18 protein-coding genes are annotated in these 21,872 nt (G+C 40.0%); 3 read left to right on the forward strand and 15 right to left on the reverse strand.

The annotated features are described in order from the left end of the window. Window positions 1-5: 5 nt before the first annotated feature. From A8C56_RS08005 to A8C56_RS08055, 11 genes are all read right to left on the reverse strand, one after another. Window positions 6-1,142, reverse strand: coding sequence for a right-handed parallel beta-helix repeat-containing protein (locus A8C56_RS08005; RefSeq protein ID WP_067754284.1), 1,137 nt, complete (start codon window positions 1,140-1,142; stop codon window positions 6-8). A gap of 12 nt (window positions 1,143-1,154) precedes the next feature. Then, window positions 1,155-1,742, reverse strand: a complete 588-nt coding sequence (locus A8C56_RS08010; RefSeq protein ID WP_067754287.1) for an acyltransferase — start codon at window positions 1,740-1,742, stop codon at window positions 1,155-1,157. Next, window positions 1,742-2,842: a glycosyltransferase family 4 protein gene (locus A8C56_RS08015; protein ID WP_067754289.1), complete on the reverse strand. Its 1,101-nt coding sequence runs from the start codon at window positions 2,840-2,842 to the stop codon at window positions 1,742-1,744. Before A8C56_RS08015 ends, A8C56_RS08010 begins: the two co-directional genes overlap by 1 nt. After that, on the reverse strand, window positions 2,839-3,999 hold the full coding sequence (locus A8C56_RS08020; RefSeq protein ID WP_067754292.1) for a glycosyltransferase: 1,161 nt from the start codon (window positions 3,997-3,999) through the stop codon (window positions 2,839-2,841). Before A8C56_RS08020 ends, A8C56_RS08015 begins: the two co-directional genes overlap by 4 nt. Next, a complete protein-coding gene (locus A8C56_RS25475) occupies window positions 3,996-5,054 on the reverse strand; it encodes an EpsG family protein (RefSeq protein ID WP_067754295.1) in 1,059 nt (352 codons plus the stop codon). Before A8C56_RS25475 ends, A8C56_RS08020 begins: the two co-directional genes overlap by 4 nt. Continuing rightward, window positions 5,051-6,304, reverse strand: coding sequence for an oligosaccharide flippase family protein (locus A8C56_RS08030; RefSeq protein WP_067754296.1), 1,254 nt, complete (start codon window positions 6,302-6,304; stop codon window positions 5,051-5,053). Before A8C56_RS08030 ends, A8C56_RS25475 begins: the two co-directional genes overlap by 4 nt. Before the next feature lie 42 nt (window positions 6,305-6,346). Then, window positions 6,347-7,630 (reverse strand): nucleotide sugar dehydrogenase, encoded by a 1,284-nt coding sequence (locus A8C56_RS08035; RefSeq protein ID WP_067754298.1) that lies wholly within the window; start codon window positions 7,628-7,630, stop codon window positions 6,347-6,349. A gap of 6 nt (window positions 7,631-7,636) precedes the next feature. Beyond that, on the reverse strand, window positions 7,637-9,469 hold the full coding sequence (locus A8C56_RS08040) for an acyltransferase family protein (RefSeq protein ID WP_067754301.1): 1,833 nt from the start codon (window positions 9,467-9,469) through the stop codon (window positions 7,637-7,639). A 20-nt stretch (window positions 9,470-9,489) separates the two neighbouring features. Next, window positions 9,490-10,464 (reverse strand): SDR family oxidoreductase, encoded by a 975-nt coding sequence (locus A8C56_RS08045; RefSeq protein ID WP_067754303.1) that lies wholly within the window; start codon window positions 10,462-10,464, stop codon window positions 9,490-9,492. A gap of 16 nt (window positions 10,465-10,480) precedes the next feature. Next, on the reverse strand, window positions 10,481-12,871 hold the full coding sequence (locus A8C56_RS08050) for a GumC family protein (RefSeq protein WP_067754306.1): 2,391 nt from the start codon (window positions 12,869-12,871) through the stop codon (window positions 10,481-10,483). Between the two features lie 91 nt (window positions 12,872-12,962). Beyond that, entirely contained in the window at window positions 12,963-13,817 is an 855-nt protein-coding gene (locus A8C56_RS08055) for a polysaccharide biosynthesis/export family protein (RefSeq protein WP_067754309.1), read from the reverse strand. Window positions 13,818-14,297: 480 nt separating this feature from the next. On the opposite strand from A8C56_RS08055, the gene A8C56_RS08060 reads away from it, so the two are divergent. The 3 genes from A8C56_RS08060 (at window position 14,298) to A8C56_RS08070 (ending at window position 17,031) form a co-directional block, all read left to right on the forward strand. Beyond that, on the forward strand, window positions 14,298-15,272 hold the full coding sequence (locus A8C56_RS08060; RefSeq protein ID WP_067754312.1) for an acetyl-CoA carboxylase carboxyltransferase subunit alpha: 975 nt from the start codon (window positions 14,298-14,300) through the stop codon (window positions 15,270-15,272). A gap of 189 nt (window positions 15,273-15,461) precedes the next feature. Further along, the gene (dapA, locus tag A8C56_RS08065) at window positions 15,462-16,346 is read left to right on the forward strand and encodes a 4-hydroxy-tetrahydrodipicolinate synthase (RefSeq protein WP_067754314.1); all 885 of its coding nucleotides are present in this window, start codon (window positions 15,462-15,464) and stop codon (window positions 16,344-16,346) included. 388 nt (window positions 16,347-16,734) lie between these two features. Then, window positions 16,735-17,031: a GIY-YIG nuclease family protein gene (locus A8C56_RS08070; RefSeq protein ID WP_067761754.1), complete on the forward strand. Its 297-nt coding sequence runs from the start codon at window positions 16,735-16,737 to the stop codon at window positions 17,029-17,031. 224 nt (window positions 17,032-17,255) lie between these two features. Here the strand turns inward: A8C56_RS08070 and A8C56_RS08075 are convergent, their stop codons facing one another. The 4 genes from A8C56_RS08075 to A8C56_RS08090 form a co-directional block, all read right to left on the reverse strand. Beyond that, on the reverse strand, window positions 17,256-18,119 hold the full coding sequence (locus tag A8C56_RS08075; protein ID WP_067754316.1) for a hypothetical protein: 864 nt from the start codon (window positions 18,117-18,119) through the stop codon (window positions 17,256-17,258). A gap of 380 nt (window positions 18,120-18,499) precedes the next feature. Further along, complete coding sequence (locus A8C56_RS08080; RefSeq protein WP_067754317.1) at window positions 18,500-19,408, reverse strand: transglutaminase family protein; 909 nt, start codon at window positions 19,406-19,408, stop codon at window positions 18,500-18,502. A gap of 18 nt (window positions 19,409-19,426) precedes the next feature. Next, window positions 19,427-20,365 (reverse strand): alpha-E domain-containing protein, encoded by a 939-nt coding sequence (locus A8C56_RS08085; protein ID WP_071609330.1) that lies wholly within the window; start codon window positions 20,363-20,365, stop codon window positions 19,427-19,429. A 23-nt stretch (window positions 20,366-20,388) separates the two neighbouring features. Continuing rightward, a complete protein-coding gene (locus tag A8C56_RS08090; protein ID WP_067761756.1) occupies window positions 20,389-21,837 on the reverse strand; it encodes a circularly permuted type 2 ATP-grasp protein in 1,449 nt (482 codons plus the stop codon). Window positions 21,838-21,872 lie beyond the last annotated feature (35 nt).

Here is a 21,872-nt window from a genome sequence, read left to right on the forward strand (position 1 = left end):
AATTTTTATTTTATTCGTATTTCTTTTCCACTTTTAAAATCTTTACTCAAACTATTTGTAATAGCAGAGGAAATAAATTGTTTATTGCTGTTTATGTTGGATACTCTAAGCTCAATATTGTTTTTTTTGCTTACCCCGCTTAAAAAACCTGCCTTTTTATTATAGTAATACTCTGTTTTGCTTATTGAAATATACCCGGAATTCTGATTGGGTAATTTGTTTCCGTTTCCTCTATCAGAATATATTTCTAACCCCGTTGGTGAATAATAATCTTTATGATTATTGATGTCTATTGATATTGCTTTTTTGTTAACACCATTTAGGTAGTCCAGTGCTACTAATATTCCTCGAGAGCCATTGTTATAAGTTGTAATGTTTGTTAATTCAATATTTTTAAGTTCATTGTTATTAGCATTTGGCTCAATATCAATCCCTCCTGAGGGGCTAACCCCATTGGTATTTGAAATAAAACAATTCTTGACATAAATTCCATTCCCAGATACTATTGATATTCCGTTTCTTCTATTATCATCCAAAAAGGCATTAGAGATTGTTATATTAGTTGATATCTTATTTTGTTGTTGTCCAATGTAAATGGCATCTCCCCACATTTTCGAAATTATGGGATTATAAATGTTTATGTTATTACTACTCGTAATAAATAATCCCATTCCCCATTGACCTTTCGAAGACAAATGATTGTATTTATCTCCAATCAGTTTAGGGTAATAAATGTCAACATTTTCAATATTATCTATCCATATCACGCCATATTGAGCCAGGTTAGTGGGCTTTAAATTAATCTGAGAATTGGTTTGAAATAAAATACTCGAATTTGATTTTAGTTTTATGCCTTTTGCATTTATTAAAATGGGGAAGTTTGGCATTATCACTTTGCGATTTTCGTCTAACCCTTTCTGAATATATGAGGTATAATCAACATTACCGCTTTTTGAATAATTTGGAGGTAAATATTTAGTTAAATCAACGGCAGTTTTAAAAGTGGTACTTTTAAGTGAATTAATTTTTGACGCATTACTTGTATAATTTGATTTGGTCTCTTGGTTAATATTCTTATATAAAAATTGAGCGTATGTACTGCTACTGCATATTAGAAAGAAGTATAAAAGTCCTTTTTTCATAAATTCCAAAATTTATTTATTAACAGTTATATATTTAATTATTCTCGCTGGATTGCCCGCAACTACTGCATAATCAGGTACATCTTTTGTTACAATTGCTCCAGTGCCAATGACCGCCTTTTTCCCTATTACAGAAACATTGTGAAGAATACAAGAATCTGAACCAATAAACGCGCCTTCTCCAATTTCTAAACTTTTGCCCACCGGCGGATTTTTATAATCATAACCATGGTCGTGAGTAGATATAGAAACTCTATGTGCGATATGAGCATCCTTTTTAATGATTATTCCTCCTGAAAAATCAATGTGGCAGTAGCCTCCAATGCTGACCCCATCTTGGATTAATAAACCTTTGCTCGGAATATTTTCTGCAAAAAATGATGTGTTTTTTCCTATGGTAATATTGCTTTCCATTTCTATATTTTTGGGAAATCTATATGAAATTCCTCTTATGATAGACACATTTTCCCCTGCTTTTTTGATATTTGAGATAAATAAAATTGTTGAAATTTTGTTAAATATTTTTCCAAGAATTATTTCAACTAAAACTAATAGTGTACTAATTAATCCTGATAATTTTCCATTCCAAATCTTATCCATTAGTTAATTCTTTTATTTAATGCCTGAGCATGGGTTAATTTATTTGTGTCTAAAATTCGTTCAATAGTTGTTGTCGCATTTTTTGTATAACCAATAACCTGAGAGTAATTGGTTATTAATCTTTTTACAACATCAACGATGGACTTTGCCGATTGCGGTATTATTTCCAAACAATTAAATTCATTTTTCATTATGGACGGAATTCCTCCCACAAATGTAGTAACAATAGGTGTACCATATACCATTGCTTCATAAAGTGTTCGTGGAAAACCCTCGCTATATGTTGGAAGTATGTAGATATCAGCATTCAAATAATATTTTACGATTAGACGTTGGTCATAACATGGGCCTTCAAATGACACAGTATCCAGCAGATTTAATTGTCGACATGTTTTTTTTAAGCTATTAATTTCATCTCCATCCCCTACAATTTTTAACTGTAAATTAATTCCATCCGATTTTAACTCATTAATGGCCTCTAAAAGCTCATAAAGTCCTTTTTCTTTCGTTATTCGTCCCAGATATAGTAATTTATACTGATGTTTTGCATTATAAACCCTATCCCTAATAATGTCTTTATTGGTTAGAGCTATCATAGGTCTAATTGTTTCTGCTATATTTTTTCCAACTACTTTATTAACATAAGCTGTAAAAAAATTGGAAACTGTAAAAACAGCGTCTGAATTTTTGTATAAAATTCTTGAAAACTTTCCTTTTAAATGGTTCATGCCCCTAATGTATAATCCGTATCTTTTTCTGAGCAGAATTGCTTCTAATCCGGTGAATTTTAATGCATTAGGGTAGAATATGTATATATAATCAGCAGAAAATATGGGTTTTAAGCTTTTTATATATAAACATATATAATTTAATAGTTTATTTTTTTTTCTATCTAAAGAAATAACTTCTATTCCGTTTTCTTTTAGTTTAAATGTATGAATAATTGTATCCACTTTTACTGCTTGCCCAAAAAAAATTACTTTATTTCCTAAATTTTGGAGTTCCAAAGCAAATTTTCCAGTTCTTTCATCTACATAAAAATCTTCCTTAATCTTAGTAAGACCTGAATTAGGAATGATTAATACTTTTTTTTTCTTCATTTCATTTCTTTTAAAGAAATAATAAATTTAACTAATGCATCCGTGTATGTTGCTGCATTAAACTTCTCTTTGGCAGTCCGCATTCCATTTTTTCCTATTATGTTTGCTTCTTTAGGATGCTGGTGCACAAATAAGATATTCTTAGCAACATCATCCAGATCTCCTACCTTGGATAATAGAATATCATAGCCATTTGTAACATAGTCTGATATTTCTCCCGCGTTTGTTGCTACTACAGGAACACTTGAAAGTAGGTATTCTCCTAGTTTAGTTGGAAAACCACCGGACGAAAATTTAGCAGGGGTTGTTAATAGGCAATTTGCGGAGATTAAAATTGTTGGTACTGTATCTATGGGTTGTTTTCCTAATATTTGAACATAATTATCAAGACCATTTTCATGAATATATGTTCTTATTCCCAAACAAGCTGGAAATTTTTCACAGAGTTTCTCAAAATCACCTACTAAGTATAATAAGAATGGGCTATCTTGTATAAGTTTGCAATAGCTGTTATATGCAATTACACTTTCAAACAATCCATCTCTATTATGAGTTCCGAATGTTAAAGCTATATATGGGTAAGGGCTAGGAGTTTTACTAATACCTTGAAATCGATCAGGCGCGATTGTCATGGGTAATAAAAATATACTACTAGAAAACCTTGAATAGAATGTTTTTAACTCTTTGGTGATGACAATAATTCCACTAAATAACCGCAAATTAAAATCGATTATTTTTTTTTGAAGCCATGATTTATTGAAATATCCATATGGATATTCTGTTTTATCAATTATATATGGAACAGACGTAAATGACACAAAGAATTTCAGAAAACAGTTTGTGAGAATATTATCATGATAAGATAAGATGGCGTCAATTTTATTTTTCCTAGTAAATTTTCGAATAAAAAGCAATCCAGATAACCTATAAAAAAATTTGTAAAGTATATTTCTTGTATAATAGCTTTTGGGAGAAATATAATGATAATTGACTCCTTCGAAATTTCCTGATTTTGGTATGTCAGTTAGAGAAGGATAGACAATTAAAACACTGACTTGATGACCAGCCTCTGCCAGTGATTTACAATAGCTATGAATCCTTAGAGAAGATGCATCTCTTATAGGAACATAATGGGATGCTATCATTGCGAATTTCATATATCGCTATAAATTAAATTCGAATTGATTAAAGGGTAATAGGTATAATCAAGTGTGCTATAAGAGAATTGATATATAATAATTAGATAAACAGCAACCAGTATCGTTACTAACATAGATCTATAATTCCGTCTTTGATAAAAGAAAATTAGATATAGAATATAAAATAGATTTATTACAAACAACACCTTAAAGAACCTACTGAAATTAGGAAGAAAAAAGTACAGTGGAATATAGATTAAGGAAATTATGTTAACTTTTGTAAACAAAGTTGTATTTTCTTGAACTTTAGCAGGTAGGGATGATAGATATTTTTTTGAATATGAAATGAAGAATGCTAGTGATGATACGATTAATAAATGCCCTATAGCTGGCCCGATGGGGCTTGCATCAGTATAATAATAAGCTATTTTTGAATTAATGGTGGTGCTACTAATAAAAGAAAGAAAGAAAGTTAGAGAAGTAAAAAGAACCAACACAACGGAAGCGACAATATAAAAGAGCTTTCTGGGCTTAATCTTATCAATAAATACTATCAAAAAAGCAAAATAAACGATAGCAGTGTTATGAAACAGTAATGCTAAACCTAAAAGGAAAAAAGATTTAATTTTTTTCTGTTTTGCCGAACCCATCACAACTCCTAAGAATAATAAAAAGAAAGTATCAGCCATATAGTTGCGCATAAATACGAATTCCATAATAAAAATAAGGAAATAGAGCATTGCGAGAATTGCAGGATATGGCGATCTGGAAATAAATAGATATGTTAATCCCAAAACTATAAAAGAAAAAACACCCATAAAGTTTTGAAAAGACAGCCCAAGATTATAACTTATTTTATTCATGAATGCATAACCTACTTCTATATCACTGCTGGAAATTCCGAACCTTCCAATTGTCTCATAAAGTAGTCTATAGCTATTATAATCACCATTCCAACTATTCCATCCCCAAAGCTGCCACATAAATAAGAAAGCAATAAATGCAATGAATTTGGATTTTGGAAACAAAATACACAAAATAAATAGCGTTATTATTATAAAATTTATAATCATGTATTTGTTTCTCGTTTATAATAGTATAGAATTACGAAAGTATACATTAATCCCGAGACAATTCTTGCAATTGCCGCCCCCTGCCCACCAAATAGTTTAATGAAGGCAACATTTGCAATTAACAAGGTGATTCCTACATAAAATGATGCATTTCTTAATTCTTTTCCTTTTCCTTTTGCTAATAAGAACCTATTATAGTAGTCGCCAATGCCATATAGTACGTAGCCAATTGATAAATATTTTAATATGTCAATTGCATTAATAAAATCTTTTCCAAATACTAATAGGATAACAAATTTTGCTGAGAGGACTATTGCAATAAAAAGAGATAAACTGATACCTAACATTGTTAATGTTAAATTCCTACTAATCTTATTGCTTTTTGAAAAGCTTTTAAATTGCACGGTAGCTATTATATTGGGAACTAATGTTAAAGGCGATGACAAAAAGGTGGCTAATGTATAATAGCCTACCTCAATATTATTAACTCCAAATTGACTTATCAGAATCCCAGATAAGCTTCCACTTCCAGATGCTACTAAAGCGCCAAAATAAATATCAAAACCGAATCGTTTGGTTGCCGAAAAAATTTCTAATAGCCTCCTTTTGAAATTGCTTTTCGTGGGCTTTGTCTTAATAAAAATATAAGCATATGCTAATATAAAAGTAAAATAATTTATTAAGATCATTGAAATTAAGTCAGCCCGCAAGGAACAAAAATAAACAATAGCTAAAGTAAGAGTAAAATAAACCTTTGGAAGAAATCTAGACATTGACAATAAGTTGATTTTATTGTCTCCTTGAAGAAAGCTTTCATTAAGATTTGTTAAAAGATATACCCACGAAAGTGGAATAGAGATCAACAAAATTCCAGTTAAATTACTTTTAGCAATACTTTTTGAGAAATACGCATAAAAAATTAGTGCTATCGACATAATAACAAAAAGTAATAGCACTAAAAAACACCCTGCTAAATAATACCCACGAACTTTCTTGGGATCATTTGTAATTGCAACTAATCGGGATATTGAATGAAATACTCCAAAACTAAAAATTATCTGGCAAAAACTAAAAATATTGAAAATTAGTGCATAATTTCCATATTGTTCCTTTCCTAGAACCCGAGTCAGTAAAGAGGTCGAGATTACTCCTAAAATAATACCCAGTACTGTTGAAATCAGTAAATAAGAGGTCTGAGCAAAAGCTCTGTCCTTAATGTTCTTGCGAAAAGAATATACAGTTTTAATCATTAATAGTCGAATGCTTATTTTAATTTATTTGTAATTACTTTATTATAGTTTCATATCAACGCTTGCATTCTTTAATTGTCCTTTTACATCATAAATTATTCCATTTTTCTTTTTCAATTTTTCTATGTCCATGGTTAAGAACTCTTGATGAGCAACTCCCAGAACAACCGCATCAAAGGATTTCTTAGGTAATTCACTTAAACAATCAATATTATATTCGTGCTTAACTTCTGTAATATTGGCCCAAGGGTCGTGAATTTCCACGTTTATTCCATAGTTGATTAAGGCTTTTATAACATCTACAATTTTTGTATTTCTTACATCCGGGCAGTTTTCTTTAAAAGTAATTCCCAGCATCAAAACGTCTGACCCATTAACGTTAATTCCTTTTTTAATCATCGCTTTTACTACTTGTGAGGCTATATATTCTCCCATAGAATCATTCAAACGACGACCTGCCAGAATAATTTCTGGATGATAACCTTGTTCCTGCGCTTTTTGTGCTAAATAGTAAGGGTCAACCCCTATACAGTGTCCTCCAACGAGCCCAGGTCTGAACGCCAAAAAGTTCCATTTGGTTCCAGCTGCTTCTAATACAGCATGAGTGTCGATATTAAGGAGATTAAAAATTTTTGCTAATTCATTTACAAATGCAATGTTAATATCCCGTTGGGAATTCTCAATTACCTTTGCAGCTTCTGCAACTTTAATCGTGGGAGCAAGGTGTGTTCCGGCGGTAATCACTGATTTATATAGATCATTAACTATAACCCCAATTTCAGGGGTGCTACCAGATGTCACTTTCATTATTTTTTCCACTGTATGTTCTTTATCACCAGGATTGATACGTTCGGGAGAGTAACCTGCGTAGAAATCTTTATTGAATTTTAGACCAGATACTTTTTCCAGCACCGGCACACATTCCTCCTCTGTTACTCCTGGATATACTGTAGATTCATAGATGACTATGTCTCCTTTTTTTAAGACCTTTCCTACTGTTTCACTGGCTTTATAAAGAGGGGTGAGGTCCGGCCGGTTATTTTTATCTACCGGGGTTGGCACAGTGACAATGTAAATATTGGCATCCATAATATCATTCAAGTCAGTAGAGCAATAGAGCCCGGTCTGTTTAAAAGAAGGACTACTCTTTAATACCGATTTTAAAACTGAATCTTCTACCTCTAGGGTATGATCATGGCCATTGTTAAGTTCGCTTATCCGGTTCTTATTGATATCGAATCCCACAACTGGATATTTTGTAGCAAATAAACGAGCTAGAGGGAGACCAACGTATCCTAATCCTATTACTGCAATATTTTTTTTCATATTAAACTATTTTGATTGTATTTGTCTCAACTTATTCATAAAATCCTTTCCAATTCTTTGTGATAGAATTTTAGTACCAAAAAGATTTAAATGATCTCTATCATAATACATTACTGTATCATTTACAAAAGGAATATCATCTCTAAACGCATTATAGTCTAAATCTAAAAAATAGATATTTTTATACTTATTTTTTAAATTTTCAAGCCAGGCCGGAGCCATATTAATCTTTACGTCATAAATATTCTTTTTTCTACTATCCTTTAAATAATTCCTGTTAACTCTAATAGGATCTTTATCTAAAACAGGAAAATCACTTAAAATAATAACTTTTTGATCTTTCCTAAGATTAGTAACTAAAGATTCGAATGAGCCGGGTAAAGAATGTATACGTTCCAGCCATATAGATGCTATTATTATTAAATGCGCATTTTTTAATTCAATTGAAGTTGGTTGGATCAACTTAAGATACTGGTTATAATAACGTACATCAGGAAAATCCTTTTTTTCAATTCCAGGTATATTGGGGTAGGTATTATTCGTTACTGTGCGAAAATTAAATTTATAAAGTTCCCCTATATTATTTAACACACTTTTATATACTAAAGCATGACTATCTCCAATTAATAAAAGAGAGTCGTACGGTTTAGAAGTGTCTCCTAAAAAATCAACCTTCTCAAAATTCTGTGCGTGAGATTTCAAACCGAAGATAGGTCTGGAAAAATTATCAGGGATCTTGATTACCCTTTTATTAATTGGTGGAATAATAAAAAATAAGCCACATAAAAGGGCTGCATTACATGAAACTAGGGTTAAGAATTTTTTTGTTGATGATTTCCTATATGGCTTTTCTATAAAAAGATAGGATAAATAGGATAGGATATAAGTAAGCGATATTATAATTAGGATTTCAAACAGTGTAAAAGTGGTATCATAGTTGTAATACCGAAAGTATGCCATTATAGGCCAATGCCATAAATATATAGAATAGGAAAGTTCTCCAATATGAACAAAAAATTTAGAACTTAATATTTTCTGATTGATAAAACTATTTTGAGATAATAATAATAAAGATGTGGCTATGCATGGTGCTAATACAAGGATTCCAGGAAAATTGCTTTCTTCATTAAATGTAATAGCACAAAAAAGTAAAACTACTATACTTAACAAAGAAGTTAAATTTGAGTTTTTTATTTTTAAACGTAAATATTTTTCATTTACCACAATCAAAGTGCCAATTAAGAATTCAGGTATCCTGGCCAATAAAGAATAATACATTCCATCCTTATTGTTTAAGTATGTGCTATTGTAATATGAATATGCAGTTAAGCTAACTATAAGAAGGAGTACGAATAGTTGAAGATTTGATTTCCTTTTAATTAACATTAAACCCAATGGCAATATAAAATAAAACTGCATTTCAACTGCCAGTGTCCATGTATGTAATAGTGGATTTTCACTACTTGTAGCGCCAAAATAAGTATCTAAAGTCGATAGATAATAGTTAGAATTGAAAATAGCAGCCCAAAAAACATTAAGTCGTAGAGACTGCATATCTCGGTTGAGATATATAATGGCTCCAACACTAAAAATAATCAATAAAAAACAGTAAAATACAGGAACAATCCGCTTAAACCGGCTTAAATAAAAGTCTAAATATTTGAAAGAATGTTTTTGTTTTTTATGTAATATTATCCCTGATATAAGATAACCGGATATAACAAAAAAAATGTCTACACCAATAAACCCCCCAGACAGGAGATGAGGACTAATATGAAACAGAAATACTAAAAGGACTGCGAAAGCTCTAATACCTTGGATATCTTCCCTAAATTTCATTACACATTACATATATGGAATTAAAGATTGTTCCAATACCATTCTACTGCTAATTTTAAACCATCTGCAAAATGGTGAGAAGGTGCATAACTTAATAAAGATTTAGCTTTTTCAATGCTAGCTTGCGAATGAGGAATATCGCCTGCCCGCTCCGGGCCGCGGATGACGGCTACCTGGCTGATGGCTGGATCATAGGCTGACAGGTATTCTTTTAAAAGCGCTACCAGTTGATTCAATGTGGTACGGTCGCCCACGGCAGTATTATATATGGTATTTACTGCTTCCGGGCTCTCAGTCAGCATGGCCCGTTCATTCATCTGGATCACATTGTCGATATAAGTGAAATCCCTTGAGTAATCGCCGGTACCATTGATCACCGGGCTTTCATGATTCATCAGTTTCTTTACAAAAAGCGGGATCACCGCGGCATAGGCCCCGTTAGGGTCCTGCCGGCGGCCAAATACATTAAAATAGCGCAGGCCAATGGTGGGCAGCCCATAGGTACGGCTGAAAATATCGGCATAAAGCTCGTTTACATACTTGGTTATGGCATAGGGAGAAAGCGGCTTCCCGATTTTGTCCTCTACCTTGGGGAGAGATGCCGAATCGCCATAGGTAGAAGAACTGGCGGCGTATACAAAACGCTGCACGCCCGCATCCCGGGCCGCTACCAGCATATTCAGGAACCCGGAAATATTGACCTCATTGGTAGTGATCGGGTCTTTGATGGAACGAGGTACGGAGCCCAGGGCGGCCTGGTGCAGCACATAATGACAGCCCTTTACCGCCTGCTGGCAGGTATCCGGGTTCCGGATATCACCTTCCAGCAATTCAAAATCGGGGTTGGTTAAAAAAGGCTCAATATTGAGACGGTGACCGGTGGAAAAATTATCCAATACCCGTACGGTATACCCCCTCTTATTTAAGAAATACTCGGTTAGATTAGAGCCAATAAATCCAGCGCCACCGGTGACTAAAATTTGTTTTTTACTCATACTTGTTCTGCCTTATTTATTGCTTAAATAGCTTTTTAATTCTTTGTTTCAAGGTTCTCTTTTTGAGACTATCACTAGCGTATCCATATCCATATCCGTATCCATACCCATACCCGTAAGAATTTTTAGGCTTAGCATCATTGAGCACGATCATGAGGTTATTGAGTTTTTTGTTGGTATAAATATCCTGCACAATATTCAACTGCTCTTTAAAGGTATAATTATAACGCACTACATAAGCGCTGATATCAGCAAAGGCGCCCAGGGTAAAGGCATCTGACACCTGGCCCACAGGAGGACAGTCTATAATAATATGATCATATTCCTGTTTAAGGCTGTTGATCAGTTCCCCGATCCGGTCGCTTAACAGCAATTCGGAAGGATTGGGAGGAATAGGTCCGGCACCGATGACATACATACCATTAAGCTCCTTTACCGGCTGCACCAGGTCTGCAGGTCTCAGATTTTTGTCAATTACGAAGTTCGAAATGCCCTTAGCAGCGGTGATATGCAAACCTTTTAATAATTTTGGTTTGCGGAGATCAAATTCCAGCAGCACTACTTTTTTACCGCTCAAAACTAAGCTAGCCCCCAGGTTGGTACAGAAAAAGGTCTTGCCCTCGCCGCTCATACTGGAAGTGGTCAGAATGACTTTATCCTCCTTACCTGATGTGGCAAATTTGAGATTGCTGCGGATCAGCCGGAACATTTCAGAAATCGGAGTGCGGGTGTTCTCTTTTACCACCAGTTCCTCATCGGACTGAGCATGCATAATTTCACCCAGTATGGGGATATTGGTACGGGAAAGAATATCTTTTTGTAAGCGAACTTTATCATTTAGTAAGTCTATTATATACATAATACCAAAGGGAATCAGTAGTCCAGCAACCAGGGCTCCCAAGTATACCAGCATTCTTTTAGGTGATACCGGTTTATCATCAGCAGCAGTATCATCAATAATCCGGGAATTGGATACCGTAGCAGCCAGGGAGATCAGTGATTCCTCTTTTTTCTGCAACAGATACTGGTAAATGGTTTGCTTGATGCCCTGTTCCCGCTGTATCTCCAGCAATTGCCGTTCCACCGCCGGAACGGTTTTGATCTTTGACTGGAACTGCCCATAATCCTGGTTGATCAGCCCCTGGGTCACATTCACCCCCTTTTGCAGGTTGCGGATATTCTCGGAAATGCTTTTGCGCACGGTATTGATGCTTTTGTCAATATTCTGCACCAGGATATTATCCGGCTCCACCGTGGCCAGGGTTTGCTGGCGTTTTAACTGCAGGTCGTTAAAACTCTGGATGAGTCCATTCAGAGTTGGGTCCTGGATGCCGAGGGAGGTAGGTACCAAGGTATGCTCATTGCCAGGCTTGCTGATATAGGTCTGCAGGGAGCTGAGTATATTGGCCTGCAGCTTGGCGTCTTCCAGTTTCTGGTAGAGCCCCTGGGTCTGGGTCATATAGGCGTTGATATCTGAAGTAACATCGGTGATTTGGTTCTTTTCTTTAAACTCCGATACTTTTTTTTCCACTCCGGAAAGTTCGCCCACGAGCGTACGCAACCGGTCATCGATAAAGGCTACCGTATTTCGTGAAACAATATTTTTATCATCAATGGCATCCTGGTTATACACCTCGATCAACTTGTTAATAATATCAATAGCCTTCTGTGAAACGGGATCTTTGACAGTGATAATAATGGTACTGGTTTGTTGATCACTTACATCGATAGACATATTTTTAGCATAATCTGCCGCATATTCCTTAATATTATTGAAGCGGAGTAGGATCTCGTCCCCAGAAAACCGGAACCGTGGATTAGGATTGATGCTAAAACTGCCAAAAAGTGTTTGTATTTTTTGCCCGAATCGGAAATATTGGGTCTTATTATCGATTTCTTGCGTTAATGTAAATCCTGTATGCTCTTTATTTACAGAAATAGTATAGTTTCCAACTCCTTTTTTTAAAAGTGAATCTTCATATAATGTATCGATCTGGATTATAAAAGGCCTATTTTCTCCATAAGCCTCAGAAGTACGTATATTCCCTTGAACCAGCTGGGTAGGTTGTAAACCTGGTAATTGCCGCATTGCTCTTTGCAACAGGCTTTTACTTTTTAAGACCCGTACTTCATTATCCACGCTCTTGGTAGTATTAAAAATATCCAGGTCCTGGAACATCTGCATGGCATCCGCAGCACCACCACCTCCTTTTTTATCATCTTTGACCAGCAACTCGGCACTTGTCTGGTATACCGGAGTCGTATAACGCAAATATAAAAAAGCCAGGATAAGGCAAATCAGTACCCCTAGTGCAAACCAGTACCAGTTGCGGGTATAACGGGTGAGCTCTGCCCGTAAATTTAATTCCTTCGGTTGTTCATTAGAGATAATCGATTCTTCGTTCATTATAAAGCTCAATTTAATGTTTATGGTTTGTTGCTCGTAATTACTTATTTATCGTTGTAACTACTTAAGTGCGATCTGAAGTTATATAAATTTAATTTCGAAGCAAGGCGGCCAAAAGCACAGCAACTGCTGAAATACCGGCCGTTGCAATCGGAATCCAGCGGTAATTACTGGCGTCTGCCTGGCGGGCTTTTAGTTTGTTTTCGGGCTGTACATAGACCACATCATTCTGCTGAAGGTAGAAATACGGAGATTGAAATACGTTCTTATCCGTGAGGTTTAAACGTTCCATAGTACGGGCGCCGTTTTTTTCCCGGATGACCAGCACATTTTCCCGGATGGCATAAGGAGTCATATCGCCCGCCATGCCCAGGGCTTCCAGCACATTCACCCGGTCGTCCGGTATGGTAAAGGAGCCGGGGCGGGCTACTTCCCCGATCACGGTTACTTTATAGTTGAGGAATTTTACATTGACAATAGGTTCTTTGGCGGTTTTGGCTACTTCCGCAGTGATCTTGTCCTGTGCTTCCTTACGGGTAAGCCCTGCCACATCCACCTTGCCCAATATGGGCAGGTTTACCTGGCCGTTCTCATCTACGGGGTAGCCATTACGGGTAGCGTCAAAATTGGCATTATTAAACGTGTTTACCGTATTAGGAGTGGTGCCCTGAACGGTGGCCAGGTTCTGGTTTACGGCGCCGGAGCTGAACAATTGATTGTATTCCGGGTTTAAGGTCGTAATGGAAATACCCAGGATATCGCCTTTTTCAATTCTGGGCGTCATTTTATTAACGATCTCGCTGGTATCGCCATCCTTTGGCAGGTTGCTGAAATAGACCAGGTTTCGCGGCGTACTACAGGAGGCCATTAATAAAATGGCAAAAAGAAAGGGCGCAAAAACCCCTTTCTGGAAGGCCCGGATGGGGACGGACGTATGTATTTTCATAAAAATCAATGGTTTCGAGAATAAATGTCTGCAAAGATACGCTGCAAGATTAAGAAAAGATTTTGAATTTATTAAAAGGCTACTATTTTATTTATCCTGATTACAACAGATCCCGGGCTAAAGGCCAATGACAGATGTGTTATTGTTTTGAAAATCAATCTTTCTTTTGTCATGCCGTTCCGATAGTTCGGAATTGTTTCGGCATCTGTTGGAACGCATATCTGCCGCCTCACTTTAAAACAGATCCCGGAACAGGTCCGGGATGACATTCCGTTACGGATGTCGTGCTGAACTTGTTTCAGCATCTACTTGCTTCAGCATCTACTTGTTTCAGCATCTATTGGAACTTATTTCAGCATCTATTCCCGCCCGGACAACCCGGTCAGACAGATTTTCCGCCACTACTTTTCAACGTTTTATTTCCAAACGCACCCATCTATTTAATAAATGCTTAATTTCGACCCGTAATAAGAAAAAATTATGCCACAAGACCCGGTTAGACAGTTTTTAGATTTTGAGAAGCCCATTAAGGACCTGATCGAAGAGATTGAATTGACAAAGGAGCGCGCGGGGAAGACCCAGATCGACCTTTCCGGCCAGGTGGAGCAACTGGAACAAAAAGTTGTGGAGACCCGGAGGGATATTACCCGGCACCTTACAGACTGGCAGCGCGTGCAGCTGAGCCGCCACCCGGACCGGCCCTATACCCATAAATACATAGAGCTGATGACTGAGAATTACGTGGAGCTCTATGGCGACCGGAACGTGCGGGATGATAAGGCAATGGTGGGCGGTTTTGCTACATTAGGCGGACAAACCGTAATGATCATTGGCCAGCAGAAGGGCTCTAATACCAAAAAACGGCAACTGCGCAATTTTGGTATGGCCAACCCGGAGGGGTACCGGAAGGCGCTGCGCCTGATGAAGCTGGCGGAAAAATTTAACAAACCGGTTATTACCTTAATTGATACCCCGGGGGCTTACCCCGGCCTGGAAGCGGAGGAGAGAGGACAGGGAGAGGCCATTGCACGGAATATTTATGAAATGATCCGCCTGAAGGTGCCGGTGATCTGCGTGATCATTGGGGAAGGCGCCAGTGGCGGCGCTCTGGGAATAGGCGTGGGCGACCGGGTATTTATGATGGAAAATACCTGGTATACCGTTATTTCGCCGGAGAACTGTTCTACGATCCTGTGGAGAAGCTGGGATTATAAGATGAAGGCGGCCGAGCAGCTAAAGCTGACTTCCGCTAAAATGAAGGAATTCGGCCTGATCGATGGCATTATACCGGAGCCGGACGGTGGCGCGCACTGGGATTATAAAGTTGCCGCGGAAAACCTGAAGCGGCAATTGATCGCCACCCTGAACGAACTGAAACCCCTGGACCCTCAAAAACGCATTAACGACCGTATTGAGAAATTTTCCAAAATGGGGTTCTGGCAGGAATATAAATAGGGAGCAGGGAGTAGCAAGCAGGGAATAGGGGGATACAACCCATACGTCTGCGGCCAATGTTGGTCAATAGTGAAAAATGAATAGGAAATAAACGCTGGTGCCCTCTGATTTTGACTGATCAACTGATTCCTGACCACTCAATACTGATAGCTGAAAACTGATATCTCAACTCTGAAATCTCAAACATAAATGTCACTTCAACAAAAATTTACAGGAACGGGGATTGCGATTGTAACGCCGTTTCATGAGGACCGTTCTATTGACTGGGCCAGCTTTGAAAATTTAATTAATTTCTGGATTGAAAATAAGGTGGAATACCTGGTGGCTGTGGGCACTACCGGCGAAAGCGCCACGCAAACGCGTGAGGAAGAGCAGGAGGTGTTTGATTTTGTAAAGAAGGCCACTGCGGGCCGGGTGCCCCTGGTGGCAGGGGTTGGTGGAAACGATACCGCCGAGGTGCTGGAAGCTTTTAAAAAGATGCGGCTGGATGGCTTTGATGCGCTCCTATCCGTGTCGCCGTATTATAATAAGCCCCGGCAGGAGGGCATTTACCAGCATTATAAGGCGCTGAATGACGCCGCACCGCTTCCCATTATTATGTATAATGTACCGGGGCGTACCGGCATGAGCGTTTCTGTGGAAACGACCCTGCGCATTGCGCACGACTGTAAAAATATTTTTGCCACCAAAGAAGCTTCCGGCAGTTTTGAGCAGATCAACCGGATCATGAAAAACAAACCGGATGATTTTATGCTGATCAGTGGTGATGATGCCATTACCCTGCCCATGATTGCCTGCGGGGCAAAAGGCCTGATCTCCGTAATTGCGAACGCTTACCCGAAAGACTATTCGGATATGGTGCGTCTTTGCCTGGCCGGAAAATTTGAAGAGGCATTGCCCATTCATTTAAAATACCTGGATATGGTGGATGCGCTGTTTAAGGAAGGCAGCCCTTCCGGTGTAAAATACGTGCTGAGCAAAATGGGCTATTGCAAAAATACCATGCGGTTGCCTGTAGTGCCGGTAAGCCCGGCGCACGAAGCGCGGCTTGATGAGCTGATGGCGGGGCTCTGACCCTGAAGCAGACCCTGCCCCGAACATTCGGGGCAGGGTGACATTCCGTTACGGATGTCCTGCTGAACTTGTTTCAGCATCTACTTGTTTCAGCATCTGTTGGAGCTTGTTTCAGCATCTGCCTGTTTCAGCATCTATTGGAACGCATATCTGCCGCCTCATTTTAAAACAGATCCCGGAACAAGTCCGGGATGACACGGAACAAGTCCGGGATGACACGGAACAAGCCCGGGATGACACGGAACAGGTCCGGGGTGACATTCCGTTACGGATGTCGTGCTGAACTTGTTTCAGCATCTACTTGTTTCAGCATCTGTTGGAACTTGTTTCAGCACTGCCTGTTTCAGCAGATGAATTCGTACATTTGCAGTGCCTGTTAATAAACCATATGAATGAACACCATTATACTGTTTACATCGTTTCCAATTACTTAAGAACCGTTTTGTACACCGGTGTTACTAACGATATTGTACGCAGGATGAGCGAGCACAAAAGTGGAGAGCAGAAGGGATTTACTTCCCGCTACCGATGTTATTACCTGGTATATTTTGAAGAATTTTCTGATATCAGAAATGCGATAGCACGTGAAAAACAACTAAAAAGATGGCACAGGGAGTGGAAGCTAAACCTGATCAAAACGCAGAATCCTGATATGAAGGACCTTTCTGACGAATGGTTTGTGTGATCCCGAGACGAGTCCGGGATGACATTCCGTTACGGATGTCGTGCTGAACTTGTTTCAGCATCTACTTGTTTCAGCATCTATGGGAATGAATACAGCTAACAGATCCCGGAACACGTCCGGGATGACACGGAACAGGCCCGGGATGACACGGAACAGGTCCGGGATGACGTCCAGAGTGAGCTCTGAGAACAGACCCGGGGTGACGTCTTCAGTGAGATATAGGCTCAGGATACCAGCGCCACCTTATACCACCAGTCGATCTTACCGCCGGCGTCTTCATGGCTGTAATTGCCTTCTCCGTTACCGGCTCCGCCGCCTCTCATTCCTCCTCCATGCATGCCGCCACCCCGCATGCCATGCATTCCTCCTCCCATGCCACCACCCCGCATGCCACCGCCTCCTGCGCTGACGCGGGTATGCGCTGTTCCATGCACGGCGGATTCCCCGCCGGGTCTTTTCAGCTCGGCAATGCTGATGCCGATAACCGTATTGTTCTTATTAACGGCCAGCAGGCTTCTGGGAATAGTGACCACGTACCTGAAGAAGCCACTGGCATCGCTGGTGGCCGAAAAATGAAGGGAGCCGGGAGCCGTGCTGTTTACATCCAGCAACTGTGCTTTTCCATTGTCAGTAAGCGCTGCCTGTTTGTAGAACGAAGTATAATTGCGCTCGTCATCCGGCTGTTGCTGATAGAACGGGCGCCTGCCGCCTGTGGTTGTATCGCCGGGATGCCCCGGCAGGCTGCCACGGTCCCGATGGCTGTCGGAACGATCAGGATTGTTATACGGGTACTGAACATACCTTGTGGCATCTTTTGAGCCCGAAGGGCTGAAATAGACTTTCACCCCTTCCCGCAATATCCGCATCTTTGCAGCGGCATTATCCGTTTCCAGTATCACGTAAAGGTTTTTATCATCATTCCGGAAATCGTACCGGATATGCGTTTTGTCGTCATAAAACCGGGAGGGATAAGCCTGTGTGGTGGCTGCATCCATATGCAGCGCTTCCGCGGGCATTATCTTTTTACTGCCGGAACATGCGGCAAGCATTATAGCCAGTACTACTGCGGGAATCCATTGTTGGGCCATATATATAAACCTGTTTTACAGTATGACTCTTTTTGTAAAAAATAATTGCAGGCAGCAACAGTTAATTAGTTTTAACAGGCATATAATTGTGCAGCACTGTAACCAGTGCTCAGCCCGATGGCCATCAGTACAGGGCAGCATTTTTGACAGGGGGCTCACAGGAGCCAAGAGCCGTGCTGTTTAAAAGCAGCCATGCTGCACAGGATTTTTTCCCGGTAGCTGAAGTTCGGAAAGCCCCGTTTGATGGTTTCTTAAGCACCGGGGCAGGCGGTATGCACTATTTTCCTGAAATGGGCCAATACAGGCGGAACAAAGGTTGCGCGGCGGCTATGCAGGTATCAACTCCCGGGTTGCTGGTAATCATCCATAAAGCGGGTATTTTATTGCTGCTGCTGTATATGAAACTGTTCGGGAATAAAGGCGGGCGTCTGCACTTTCTGCTGGTGCATTTCCACTTCGTTATTGTCTTCAATGGTATGACCGTCTTCATACCCTACGCTAACATACACGTTCATGCTTTGATTGGCAATGCCCTTAAAGGACCCTTTTACTGGAGAGCAATCATTAAAATGCCTTCCTACGGCCAGCTTTACATGTGCATCCGCCACCCACATATTATTGGTAGGGTCAATGCCATGCCAGCCATATTCATCCACCCAGGCTTCCACCCAGGCATGGGTGGCGCCCTGGCCGCGCATGCCGTTCCGGTTGGGGCAAATATAGCCGCTTACATACCGGCAGGTAATGCCCAGCGTTCTTAAAAGGTGCAGCAGCAGGTGCGCAAAGTCCTGGCATACCCCGCGCTGGTGCTGCAGGATTTCATCAATGGTGGTTTCTATAGTGGTAACCCCTTTTTCGTATTTAAAATGATGATAGACATACTGGCTGCACCATTCTACCAGGGTACGCTTGTGCGCATTTACCGGTGCGCGGGACAGGATATCGTTAATGATATCATTGGAGCCGATCAGGAAGGGTTGGGTATAATCCAGCCGCATTATTTCCGGCAGCGGCTTCATCAGCCGCAGCGATGGCAATTCTGTATGCACCACTATTTTACTGTCTATTTTTACGGTATAATGCGGCTCTGTTATAGTAAATACAGCTACCCGGTTGCCCCAGTAATCAATGAATAAATTCAGCGGAGGATCGCCTGTAATGGCAACTTCCTGCTGAATAACGTTCTGATCGTTCCCGTGAAAGGGATAAATTTTTACCTGGGTTACACTGTCAATAACAGGTGCGTCATACAGGTACTGGGTAATATGTCTTATATTATATGTAGGCATTTACAACGTGTTCTGGATTTAATAATAAGAAAAGAAACTTTGCCCTATGAGCTGGCTTAACTGGTAAAGATCGGATTTCAGTTCTTCAATAAAGGCGAGTACTCCTTTTTCCCGGATGCCCTGCAGATCTGTATAGGCAATTTTTGAAAACAGCGCACCGGTCTTCCGCTCTATTAAGGGGTTATTAGGATGGTTATTCTCTTTTAAGATATTCCTTATATACAGCTGTATTTTACCAAAGCTATAGGTAATGCTTCTTGGAAAAATATTCTTCAGGAAAATCATGTCTGTAATGTTCTGCATGTGGTTTTCACCGCGATAGCTTTTCAGGTAAAGCTCATACCCGCTCAGGTTCAGCAGCAGGTTTTTCCAGTAAAGGATGCTCAGGCATTCCGGGTCGTTGTTGTTGAAGGCGGCAAACTTTGCTTCCGCAAAATTCAGCGTCTGCATACTGCGCTCCACAAATCTGCCGAGGTTCATAAAATTCCATCCCTGCCCGCGGGGCATCGTGTTTTCAAAAACACCGTAATAGATCAGGCTTTCATCAATTTTATGTAAAATAAGGTTCATCTGGTCGCCATCGGCAATCACTTTTTCAATGTTGATGTGCACTGTTGAATGATAGGTTTCATTAATGGACTCCCACACTTCCTTGGTGAGGTGCTCCTGTGCGCCTCTTGCATTTTCCCTTGCTTTTAAAACCAGTTCCTTTAATGAATTGTTCTTATCACGGATCAGCAGTTCCCGCAGCACGTTGTCTGAGCTGGCTGCAATGGCTTCAATTTCCTCATCCGTGCGGTAACAAAAGATCTTTACCAGGGCACTCCAGTTAAAGACCTGGCGGCTGCTTATATCATAGCTGGCGTAAAATCCATTGGCCAGCGTTCTTGAAACAATATCAGCGCGTTCCATATAACGGCTCATCCAGTACAAACTATCGGCGGTCCTTGCTAACATATCCTCTAAAAAATTATGATCAGTTATTCTTCACTTAAAACCCAGGTATCCTTACTGCCACCTCCCTGGGAGGAGTTGACTACTTTGCTGCCGGCTCTTAGTGCCACGCGGGTAAGGCCGCCGGGCACTATTTCTATGCCTTGCGGCCCGCAAAGGGCATAGGGCCGGAGGTCTACATGACGTGCCTGCAATTGCCCGTCTATAAAGCAGGGCGCCGTGCTCAGGGAAATGATCGGCTGGGCGATGAAGTTTCTCGGGCTTTCGGTAACGGCGGCTGTAATATCCGCAATTTCCGCATCGGTGGCCTTATCGCCCATCATCAGCCCGTACCCGCCGCTTTCATTGGTTTTCTTGATCACCATACGGGTGATATTGGAAAGGGTATATGCCCTTTCTTCTTCATTTTCCATGCTGTACGTAGGCACATTTTGTAAGACCGGTTCTTCATTCAGGTAATACCGGATCATTTGGGGAACATAATTGTAAACGGCCTTGTCGTCTGCCACCCCGTTTCCTATGGCATTGGCAATGCTTACATTGCCTTTCCTGTAAACGCTCGTCAGACCGGCTACGCCAAGGGTGCTGTCCGGCCGGAAGATCAGCGGGTCCAGGAAATCATCGTCCACCCTGCGGTAAATCACATCCACCTGTTTTAAACCGCTTGTGGATTTCATGTACACATGGTCATTTTTTACCACAAGGTCCCTTCCTTCCACCAGCTCTATTCCCATATACTTGGCAAGGAAGGTATGCTCATAGTAAGCGCTGTTGTAAATGCCCGGGGTCAGCAGCACAATGGTGGGATTACTGATATTGTGCGGAGCAACATCCGCCAGTACCTTATGCAGCAGGATCGGGTAGTCTGAAATGCTTTTTACTTTATTTCCGGAAAGCAGGTCCGGGAAGATGCGTTTGGTGATCTCCCGGTTTTCCAGCATATAACTGACACCGCTGGGGGTGCGCAGGTTATCTTCCAGTACATAAAATGTTCCATTGGTATCGCGGATGAGGTCGATACCGGAAATGTGCACATAAATGTCGTGCGGCACATGGATACCGTAAATATCCCTGTTATAATGCGGGCAACTGGCAATGAGGGTGGCCGGAATGATGCCATCGTTCAGTATCTGCTGATCATGATATATATCTTTCAGGAAACAATTCAGTGCTTTTAACCGCTGGCGGATGCCCTGTTCAATAATGGCCCATTCGGAAGAAGTGATGATCCTTGGAATGATGTCAAAAGGGAATATCCGCTCAATGCCCTCTTTTTCGCTGTATACCGTAAAAGTAATGCCACGGTTCAGGAACAGGTCTCCTGCTATTTTTTCTTTTTCCCGGAAGGCGCCGGCATTGAATTTTTTGATATAATCGTTCACTTTTTCATAGGGCACCCTTACAGAGCCGTCTTCGAGGTGCATTTCATCGTAAGAACGGGAAGCAGAAAGATAATGGTCACTCCAGTGCGGCATAATATTAATCTTTATGGGAAGATATAGAAAAAGAA

Origin of the sequence: Niabella ginsenosidivorans, assembly GCF_001654455.1 — a bacterium.
Classification (GTDB): domain Bacteria; phylum Bacteroidota; class Bacteroidia; order Chitinophagales; family Chitinophagaceae; genus Niabella; species Niabella ginsenosidivorans.

Excerpts from the sequence above, each read along its gene's own strand:
- A8C56_RS08005 (WP_067754284.1), bottom strand. The coding sequence starts at position 1,142 with ATGAAAAAAGGACTTTTATACTTCTTTCTAATATGCAGTAGCAGTACA.
- A8C56_RS08010 (WP_067754287.1), bottom strand. The coding sequence starts at position 1,742 with ATGGATAAGATTTGGAATGGAAAATTATCAGGATTAATTAGTACACTA.
- A8C56_RS08015 (WP_067754289.1), bottom strand. The coding sequence starts at position 2,842 with ATGAAGAAAAAAAAAGTATTAATCATTCCTAATTCAGGTCTTACTAAG.
- A8C56_RS08020 (WP_067754292.1), bottom strand. The coding sequence starts at position 3,999 with ATGAAATTCGCAATGATAGCATCCCATTATGTTCCTATAAGAGATGCA.
- A8C56_RS25475 (WP_067754295.1), bottom strand. The coding sequence starts at position 5,054 with ATGATTATAAATTTTATAATAATAACGCTATTTATTTTGTGTATTTTG.
- A8C56_RS08030 (WP_067754296.1), bottom strand. The coding sequence starts at position 6,304 with ATGATTAAAACTGTATATTCTTTTCGCAAGAACATTAAGGACAGAGCT.
- A8C56_RS08035 (WP_067754298.1), bottom strand. The coding sequence starts at position 7,630 with ATGAAAAAAAATATTGCAGTAATAGGATTAGGATACGTTGGTCTCCCT.
- A8C56_RS08040 (WP_067754301.1), bottom strand. The coding sequence starts at position 9,469 with ATGAAATTTAGGGAAGATATCCAAGGTATTAGAGCTTTCGCAGTCCTT.
- A8C56_RS08045 (WP_067754303.1), bottom strand. The coding sequence starts at position 10,464 with ATGAGTAAAAAACAAATTTTAGTCACCGGTGGCGCTGGATTTATTGGC.
- A8C56_RS08050 (WP_067754306.1), bottom strand. The coding sequence starts at position 12,871 with ATGAACGAAGAATCGATTATCTCTAATGAACAACCGAAGGAATTAAAT.
- A8C56_RS08055 (WP_067754309.1), bottom strand. The coding sequence starts at position 13,817 with ATGAAAATACATACGTCCGTCCCCATCCGGGCCTTCCAGAAAGGGGTT.
- A8C56_RS08060 (WP_067754312.1), top strand. The coding sequence starts at position 14,298 with ATGCCACAAGACCCGGTTAGACAGTTTTTAGATTTTGAGAAGCCCATT.
- dapA (WP_067754314.1), top strand. The coding sequence starts at position 15,462 with ATGTCACTTCAACAAAAATTTACAGGAACGGGGATTGCGATTGTAACG.
- A8C56_RS08070 (WP_067761754.1), top strand. The coding sequence starts at position 16,735 with ATGAATGAACACCATTATACTGTTTACATCGTTTCCAATTACTTAAGA.
- A8C56_RS08075 (WP_067754316.1), bottom strand. The coding sequence starts at position 18,119 with ATGGCCCAACAATGGATTCCCGCAGTAGTACTGGCTATAATGCTTGCC.
- A8C56_RS08080 (WP_067754317.1), bottom strand. The coding sequence starts at position 19,408 with ATGCCTACATATAATATAAGACATATTACCCAGTACCTGTATGACGCA.
- A8C56_RS08085 (WP_071609330.1), bottom strand. The coding sequence starts at position 20,365 with ATGTTAGCAAGGACCGCCGATAGTTTGTACTGGATGAGCCGTTATATG.
- A8C56_RS08090 (WP_067761756.1), bottom strand. The coding sequence starts at position 21,837 with ATGCCGCACTGGAGTGACCATTATCTTTCTGCTTCCCGTTCTTACGAT.